9 protein-coding genes are annotated in these 7,476 nt (G+C 63.2%); all 9 read right to left on the reverse strand.

Annotated features, from left to right (window positions below; translation table 11 throughout):
- Nucleotides 1-65: 65 nt before the first annotated feature.
- Genes ABEB22_RS20100 through ABEB22_RS20140 form a run of 9 tightly spaced genes read right to left on the reverse strand, consistent with a single transcriptional unit; the run spans nt 66 to nt 7,284 of the window.
- The gene (locus ABEB22_RS20100) at nt 66-551 is read right to left on the reverse strand and encodes a flavin reductase (RefSeq protein WP_349295102.1); all 486 of its coding nucleotides are present in this window, start codon (nt 549-551) and stop codon (nt 66-68) included.
- A 9-nt stretch (nt 552-560) separates the two neighbouring features.
- The gene (locus tag ABEB22_RS20105) at nt 561-1,520 is read right to left on the reverse strand and encodes a PDR/VanB family oxidoreductase (RefSeq protein ID WP_349295103.1); all 960 of its coding nucleotides are present in this window, start codon (nt 1,518-1,520) and stop codon (nt 561-563) included.
- A 14-nt stretch (nt 1,521-1,534) separates the two neighbouring features.
- A complete protein-coding gene (locus tag ABEB22_RS20110) occupies nt 1,535-2,296 on the reverse strand; it encodes an SDR family NAD(P)-dependent oxidoreductase (protein WP_349295104.1) in 762 nt (253 codons plus the stop codon).
- Nucleotides 2,296-2,790, reverse strand: a complete 495-nt coding sequence (locus ABEB22_RS20115; protein WP_349295105.1) for an aromatic-ring-hydroxylating dioxygenase subunit beta — start codon at nt 2,788-2,790, stop codon at nt 2,296-2,298. The genes ABEB22_RS20110 and ABEB22_RS20115 overlap by 1 nt, the downstream gene beginning before the upstream one ends.
- Nucleotides 2,787-4,061, reverse strand: a complete 1,275-nt coding sequence (locus ABEB22_RS20120; protein WP_349295106.1) for an aromatic ring-hydroxylating dioxygenase subunit alpha — start codon at nt 4,059-4,061, stop codon at nt 2,787-2,789. Before ABEB22_RS20120 ends, ABEB22_RS20115 begins: the two co-directional genes overlap by 4 nt.
- An 11-nt stretch (nt 4,062-4,072) precedes the next feature.
- The gene (locus ABEB22_RS20125) at nt 4,073-4,597 is read right to left on the reverse strand and encodes a nuclear transport factor 2 family protein (protein WP_349295107.1); all 525 of its coding nucleotides are present in this window, start codon (nt 4,595-4,597) and stop codon (nt 4,073-4,075) included.
- Nucleotides 4,594-4,956 (reverse strand): hypothetical protein, encoded by a 363-nt coding sequence (locus ABEB22_RS20130; protein ID WP_339115175.1) that lies wholly within the window; start codon nt 4,954-4,956, stop codon nt 4,594-4,596. The genes ABEB22_RS20125 and ABEB22_RS20130 overlap by 4 nt, the downstream gene beginning before the upstream one ends.
- Nucleotides 4,957-4,987: 31 nt before the next feature.
- Nucleotides 4,988-6,130, reverse strand: a complete 1,143-nt coding sequence (locus ABEB22_RS20135; protein ID WP_349295108.1) for an acyl-CoA dehydrogenase family protein — start codon at nt 6,128-6,130, stop codon at nt 4,988-4,990.
- Nucleotides 6,127-7,284, reverse strand: a complete 1,158-nt coding sequence (locus ABEB22_RS20140; RefSeq protein WP_349295109.1) for an amidase — start codon at nt 7,282-7,284, stop codon at nt 6,127-6,129. Before ABEB22_RS20140 ends, ABEB22_RS20135 begins: the two co-directional genes overlap by 4 nt.
- Between the last annotated feature and the right edge of the window lie 192 nt (nt 7,285-7,476).

A 7,476-nucleotide genomic window follows, 5' to 3' on the forward strand; every position in this document is an offset into this window, starting at 1 on the left:
TTCCCTGTGAAAAGTGGATGGCTTTGCCCCTCTTGGGCGGAGGCTTGCAGAATTATACGCGGCCCTCAGGAGGCCATCGCCAGCTGGTGGAAGTCGCGGTTGCACCAGACGAGCGTCTCGCAGGGGCCTTCAGCCAGCTCGATATCGCGGATCTCGCAGAAGAAGACCGAATGTGTGCCCACTTCCTGCCGCGCGCTGATCACGCAATCAAAGGCGGCAACCGCATCACCCAAGACCGGCGCTCCGGTGGCATGGGTGGACCAGAGCGTGCCCTCGAAGCGGTCCTCGAGCCCTGATCTGGCAAACCGCCCCGACAGATCGCGATGCTGCCCGCCCAGCACGTTCACACAAAGCGTGCCGTTCTGGACAAACATGTCATGGCTGCGGTTACTGCGGTTGACGCAGACCAGAAGCGTGGGCGGCGTGTCGGTGACCGAGCAGACGGCCGAGGCCGTCATCCCGTGGCGGCCCGCCGGACCATCGGTGGTCAGCACGGTGACCGACGCCCCGAGACGCGACATGCCTTCGCGGAAAAGATCCTTGAGTTCCATGATGATCCCTCAGATGTCCAGCACGATACGTTTGCCACAGGCGCGCGAGCAGCAGGCACAGATCTGGTCGCCTTCCTCGCGCTCCTCTTCGGTCAGGAACTGGTCGCGGTGATCGATCTCGCCCGCGATGACATCGGTGACACAGGTGCCGCAGATGCCCTCTTCGCATTTCACCTCGATCTTGATCCCTCCGCGGGCCAGCGCCTTGACGATGGTATCCTCGGGGCCGACCGTCACGGTGATACCGGAGACCGCACATTCGACCTCGTAGCTGTCGCCCGTCACATCCACATCCGCCGAGAAATATTCGCGGTGGATGTTGGCGGGGGCGTAGCCCGCAGCCTCGGCACCGTTGATCACCCACTCCATGAAACCCTGCGGGCCGCAGACATAGATATGGGTGCCCACGGCCGCTTCGGGCAGATCACGCGCCAGATCAACCGGGCCCGCACCTGCGCCATCATCATGATGCAGAACGATTTTCTCGGCAAATGGGAAGCTCTTGATCTGATCGAGAAACGCGGTGCGATCTTGCGATCGCGTCGCGTAATGCAGGATGAAATCGGCCCCCTTGGCAGAGAGTTCCCATGCCATGGCCAGCATCGGAGTGATCCCGATCCCGCCCCCGAAAAGCACCGAGAACGATGCCTCGGCCAGCGGGAAATGGTTGCGCGGGCCTTCCACATGCACGCTTGCACCGGTTTTCAGCGTGTCATGCAAGGCCACCGAGCCGCCCCGCGAGGCCGGATCGCGCAGGATGCCAAGACGGTAGGCAGAGCGGTCCGAGGGATCGCCCGCCAGCGAATATTGCCGCCAGACGGGGCCTTCTGCGGTCTCCACCAGAAGGTCGATATGGGCGCCTGCGGTGAAGGCGGGCAGATCGCCCGCGCCGCGCAGCGTGAGCTGCATGATATCGCCCCGATCATCGAGGCGCTCGGCCACGGTCAGAACGAGGGCGTTAGTCTGCATGTCCTTCATTGTCCTTACCTCATGAACAGGCCGCCATTGACGTCCCAACAGGCGCCAGTGACGAATTCGGCCTCGGGGGAGGCCAGCATGGTGACCATCTTGGCGACGAACTCCGGCGAGCCGAGCCGCCCGACGGGGATGTTCTTCAGAAAGCCTTCCATCCGCTCTTCCGGAACGATCCCATGCACCATGGGCGTATCCATCGGACCCGGAGAGATGGCATTGCAGGTCACGCCAAAGGCCGCCAGATCACGGGCAAAGACCTTGGTGAGCGTGAGGATCGCACCTTTCGAGGCCGCATAATGCGCCCCTGTCGCTGTGCCGCCATTCTGTCCCGCAAGCGAGGCCATGTTGACGATGCGCCCGTAGCCGCGTTCCTTGAAATGCCGCCCGAAGGTCTGGCAGCCAGCAAAGACGCCACCGGCATTGGTCGCCATCACCTCATTGAAGGTAGCAGGGTCAATCTCCAGCACGGGTTTGGCCTCGGTGCGGGCGGCGTTATTGAACAACACCTCGGCCGAGCCCCAGCGCTCGATGACCTTAGTCAGCACGGTCTGGAAATCTTCCGGTTTCGACACATCAAGCGTGGCTGTTACGGCGGTTTCCCCCGCCAGATCCAGCTCCAGCGCCAGAGCGCCTGCCGCCTCCTGGTCGAGGTCGGTGATCACAACACGGAAGCCCGCCGCATGGAGCGCACGGGTGGCCACCGCGCCAAAACCGCTGGCACCGCCCGTGATCACAGCCGTCTGGATAATATCAGGCAAAGGCTTCCCCATCAGAACAGATAGCTGATCGAGGTCAGCATTCCATCGGAATTGAGCAGGCGGATCACCTTGTCGCGGATCATCAGCCCCTCATCGGTCACCTTGAGCACCCATTCGACATTGGCGGCGAAGACGCGCTGACGGCCGAATTTATCCTCGACGACATGCTGCGCCGCGCGGACCTTGAGCGTGGTCTCGTCGACCTCTTCCATCACGAAGCGCGAGAGCGTGCGCACCGATTCCGCAGGCGGAGCCGCAGAAATCGAGAAGCCCCCCTGCAGCCGGCGCACGCGCATCTCGCGCATGGTGGCATCGTCATAGGCGATGTTGAGCTGGTTGGCGAAATCATCGCCCTCCTTCTCGACGGGGATCACATAGTGACCCCCTTCGGCCCAGAGACCCAGCCAACGGTCATAATCGCGGGCGTCCAGCATATCGGCCTCGGCCCAGAGATACTCGGTCACCGCTTGCAGCGTGACTGTTTGGGTTGCGGGGAGATCCTTCATTGGTCCATCACCTTTTTCCACATTTTATAGGCCGAGCGCATGCCGGTTTCGGCGGAGATATCGCCCACCGGCAGACCGTTCTCCGAGGTCTTCTCGAGGCCCAGACCACGGTTGACCATCACATCCACATCGCCCGCACCGGCCGAGCCGCGCTGCACGCGCTCCCAGACCTCGGCATCATCGGGCGAGCCGAAGCCCATCGGCCCTTGGAAATGTTCGTGCAGGCGCAGACGCATCTGGTTGGCGGCCTCGGGACCGCCCTGCATGCCAAGCGCGATATGGCGGATCTCGGTCTCATGGACCGAGACAGGGCGCAGCACGCGGAAGAACGAGAGCGAGCAGGCCACATTGGGGAAGAGGTTGAGGTTGAAGCCGCAGCCGCCCACGGCGCGCACGATCCGCTTGACCTGCGCCTCGTCGTAATCGGCACGCAGGGTCTCGGCCAGTTCCTTGAACCGCTCGGGGATCGGCGCATCGGGGTCTTGGTCCAGATCGACGAGTTCCGGCATCATCACCATGACCGAATGGCCATTGCCCAGATCCTCCACATAGCCATCGTCGTCATCCATGAAGGAGAAGGTCTCGTTGGCCTCGCCGTCGAGCGATTGCAGGAAGGATTTATGCACGATCGGGAAGTGATAGGCGTCGGTGGTGTTCTCGAGCTGGATTTTCCAGTTCATCGGCACCTTGAACTGGTGCTCGCCCAGCGTCTTCACGGGGAAGCCGCCGCCCTGTTTCATGAAGAGGCGGATCCAAGGTTTGGCATTGCCGAGGAAATCCTCGAGCGGCTCGACATCCATGTTGAAGGAGGCAAAGATCATGCCTTCGAAAATCCCGACCTTCAGCTTTTTCAGACCGTAATTCTGCTTGTCGAAATCGGTCGAATAGCCATCGGTATAGGGGATCGCGCGAAGCGAGCCGTCAAGGCCGTAGCCCCAGCCGTGATAGGGGCATTGGAACGACGAGGTCTTGCCCTTTTTCACTTCGCAGACGGTCGCGGCGCGGTGGCGGCAGCGGTTCACGAAGACATGGACCTCGTCCTTGCGGTCGCGCGAGATGATGACTGGCTGCGTGCCGACCCAGCTCAGTTTGAAATTGCCCTTGCCCGGCACTTCGGAGACATGGCCGACCCAGACCCAGACACGCCCGAAGATCTTCTCCATCTCGGCATCGAAAATCGCGGGATCCTCATACATGGGCGTGGCGACGCGGTCGCCTTTCATCAGCGCGTCGGTATCCATCGGACCGGCGGGAAACGTATCGAGAGACATGGTCTATCCTTTCACTGACCCACCGCCACGGGGCGGGGTGCGGGAATTTGCATGGGCGCGGTCCAGTCGCTGACCGGGCGCGCATAGAGGTTGCGGGTCGAGAAGCGGTGCATGCGCCATGCGCCTTCCTCCTGCCGGAAATCGATCTCCAGACGGGCGGCCATGAGGAAGCTCTGCCCGTCATGGAAGGTGGGGGTCTGCGCCATGATCCAGCGCCCCGTGACGCCCTCATCCGTGTGGTGGAGGGCCTCGGAGGACAGGAAATGCGCGTTCATCGCGAAATGCGGGGGCGTGCAGAAGGTGGCGAGCCAGCCCACGATGGCCGCCCGCCCCTGATGCGCGCCGAAATCTTTGGCATAGCGGTCGCCCGCCCCGCCCCAGACGGCATCACGGGTAAACAGTGCGCCCAGAGCCTCCAGATCTGTCGTCTCGTCCAATCGGTCACAGAGTTCCATGTAATCCGACAGGCATTTGCGGCAGGCACTCTCGGCCTCGAGGCGCTCGATACGTAAGGCAAGGGCGGCGAGATCGCTCATAGGTCGGGGATCTCCAGCGCGCGGCCCATACGGGCCTCGACCGTCATGTATTTCCACAGCCGGTCATTGCCCTCGCCCACCACGATGGTGCGAAGCAGGTTGCACGCGGCCTGCACATCGGCACGGGTCGGAAAATCGGCCATGATATACCAGGTATAGGGGAAGCCCTGCGTCGCACCGACCAGCGTCTGATCGTCGTCAAAGGTGCCGACGATCTCGACGCCTTCCATCTTGTTGATGCCCGACATCAGTTCTTGGGTCGCCTTCCATACGGGGCCGATCTGATCGAAGGGGAGCGAGAAGAAGGTCGGGTGGTTGTTGAAGCACAAAAGGGTGCGGATTTTGGGGGTATCACTCATGTCACTGTCTTTCTTCGGGAATTTTGTTTGATTACGGGAAGCCGGGAGGCGTGTGCTGGCCAAACATGGCCGCCCCCGCAGCCGTCCATGTGCCCTCGCCCATGAAGGCATGCTGGGCCACACAGGCCGCATCGACCATCATCCGGCCCAGCGGATGGCCCTGCATCATCGCGCCCGCCCCGCCCATCACGAAGGCTTCGCGGGCCACGGCCGCCCCGTCATGGGCTGCCGAGGTGGCCGCAAGGCGCAGCTTCACATGCGTCTCGGGGGTAACGGCCTCATTATGGGCCAGCTCGTCCCAGGCCTGGGCCGTGATGTCATAGAATTGCGCGCGCGCACCGGCGAGCGTGGCCTCGGCGCGGGCCAGATGGGCTTGCACATAGGGGCGCTCGCCGGGATTTGGGGCACCGGTGATCGAGGCTTTCTGTGCCGCATCCGAGCGGATGAAATCGAGCGCCTCGCGCGCGGCCCCCAGCGCCACCACCGCCAGCACCTGCGCCGCCAGCGCCATGGCCGGATAACGGAAGATCGGGTCGGTCATTTCCGAGCGCGCGCCCCGAATGAACGTCCAGTCCTCCGGCACGATAACCTTGTGGGCTACGAGATCATGGCTGCCCGTGGCCTTGAGGCCGATCGTGTGCCATGTCTCGTCGATGGTCACCTTGTCGCGCGGCATGACGGCGGTGCGCGGCAGGGGCGTCGTATCGCCCTCCACCTTGATGCCACCGCCCAGCAGATCGGCCCCCATCGAGCCCGAGCACCACGACCAGCGGCCACTCACCTCGATCCCGCCCGCCACACGGGTGGCTTTCTGCGGCGGGAAAAGACCGCCTGCAAAGACCGTATCGGGGTTCTCGGTGTAAATCTGCGCGAAGGTCTCGGGGGGCAGCGCCGCGAGATAGGTTGAGGAGACGCCGAAGCTTGCCACCCAACCCGCCGAAGGGTCCGCGGCCGAAATAATTTCGAGCAGGTTCAGGAACTCCATCGGGCTGATCGCATCGCCGCCAAAGCGCGTGGGCACGAAGGCGCGATAGATGCCGATGCGCTTGAAACCATCGACGATATCCCGTGGGATATGGCGCAGCGCGTCGAATTCGGCACGGCGGGAACGGATATCCTCGCACAGCGTGGCCAGTTCGGCGGCCTGCGCGAGTTCGGGTTCGAAACGGGTCATGAAAGCATCTCCGGCATGGAACGGGCGGCCAGGGCCCGCGACAGATGTTCGGCAATGGCGCAGAGCGTGGCCTCGGCTCCTTTGCGACCCACCAGTTGCAGACCTGCGGGCAGGCCGTCTTTCGTGGTCAGCGGAAGGGTCAGCGCCGGATGGCCGGACAGGTTGAACGGGCGCACAAGGCGGGTCAGAGGCAAAAGCGCGCGCGGATCGGTGGCGTCGGCCAAGGTTGGCGGCACGCAGGGCATGGTGGGCAGCACGAGCGCATCCACCCCCTCAAGCGCCGCATCGACCTCGCGGGTGAAGACCACCCGCACCGTTTCTGCTTCCGCCAGCGCCTCGGGCGTCACCGAAAGCGCCGCCTGGATGCGTGCCTTCACATCCGCCCCAAGCGAGGCATCCGAGCGCGCAAGTTGCCCGAATTCGGATGCGAGTTCATAATTGATGACGGTCAGACCCGCCTCATAGGACGCCCTGAAGCTTGGCAGGGAAATCGCCGGCACGTCATAACCCACGAGCGCATCCTCGAGCGCCGCCAGAATATCGGTATCTGTCTCAACATTGATCTGCTTGAGCTTCGGGGTATCGAGTTTGACGGGTGCGAAACTGGGTAGCATCATTGCTGCCGCACGGGTCAGGGCTTCGGCACTCGCGGCAAACGGCCCGATCACGTCGAGCGAGGAACCGCGCGGAATGGCGCCGCGCCGGTCGATTGCGCCGTAGGTCGGTTTGAGCCCGTAAACGCCACAGCAACAGGCCGGTTGGCGCACCGAGCCGCCCGTATCTGTGCCAACGGCAAAATCGCAAAGCCCCGCCGCAACGGCCGAGGCCGACCCCGAGGACGAGCCACCCGGAATACGGTCGGGCCAGTTCGGGTTGAGGGCCGTGCCTGCGAAGGTGTTCACGCCTGTTACCCCGAAAGCCAGCTCGTGCATCGTGACGGTGCCGGTGATGGCCGCACCCTGCGCAAGCAGATGGGCGACGATTGCGGAATGCTCCGTCTCGGGCGGCGCATCCTTGAACGCGCGCGATCCGCAGCGCGTGGTGAGCCCCGCGATCCCGAGACATTCCTTGATCAGAACCTGCGGCGCATCCCGCCCCTGATCCCCCAATGCAAGCGGGGTGGTCACGGCGTTTATCGTCTTTTTATCAGACATCTGGCGTCCCTTGGGATTGCTATCTTCAAAAGATCTTCTGTGCCGGAGCGCCCTTTTCCGCGATGGATGCTGGAGGGGCTGGCCGGTCCGGCTGGCGAGTTAATATGTGAAGATTACCGTAAATATTACGGCTGACCATAGGGTATATCGCGGCGCGCGGTGCATTTTGCGGGAACGGGCCTGTTCCGGCAC

The organism is Thioclava sp. 'Guangxiensis', from assembly GCF_045348365.1.
Classification (GTDB): domain Bacteria; phylum Pseudomonadota; class Alphaproteobacteria; order Rhodobacterales; family Rhodobacteraceae; genus Thioclava; species Thioclava kandeliae.

What these genes read in the sequence shown, in the direction of transcription:
- ABEB22_RS20130 (WP_339115175.1), bottom strand. Translation starts at nt 4,956, where the DNA reads ATGAGTGATACCCCCAAAATCCGCACCCTTTTGTGCTTCAACAACCAC.
- ABEB22_RS20120 (WP_349295106.1), bottom strand. Translation starts at nt 4,061, where the DNA reads ATGTCTCTCGATACGTTTCCCGCCGGTCCGATGGATACCGACGCGCTG.
- ABEB22_RS20135 (WP_349295108.1), bottom strand. Translation starts at nt 6,130, where the DNA reads ATGACCCGTTTCGAACCCGAACTCGCGCAGGCCGCCGAACTGGCCACG.
- ABEB22_RS20110 (WP_349295104.1), bottom strand. Translation starts at nt 2,296, where the DNA reads ATGGGGAAGCCTTTGCCTGATATTATCCAGACGGCTGTGATCACGGGC.
- ABEB22_RS20115 (WP_349295105.1), bottom strand. Translation starts at nt 2,790, where the DNA reads ATGAAGGATCTCCCCGCAACCCAAACAGTCACGCTGCAAGCGGTGACC.
- ABEB22_RS20100 (WP_349295102.1), bottom strand. Translation starts at nt 551, where the DNA reads ATGGAACTCAAGGATCTTTTCCGCGAAGGCATGTCGCGTCTCGGGGCG.
- ABEB22_RS20125 (WP_349295107.1), bottom strand. Translation starts at nt 4,597, where the DNA reads ATGAGCGATCTCGCCGCCCTTGCCTTACGTATCGAGCGCCTCGAGGCC.
- ABEB22_RS20140 (WP_349295109.1), bottom strand. Translation starts at nt 7,284, where the DNA reads ATGTCTGATAAAAAGACGATAAACGCCGTGACCACCCCGCTTGCATTG.
- ABEB22_RS20105 (WP_349295103.1), bottom strand. Translation starts at nt 1,520, where the DNA reads ATGCAGACTAACGCCCTCGTTCTGACCGTGGCCGAGCGCCTCGATGAT.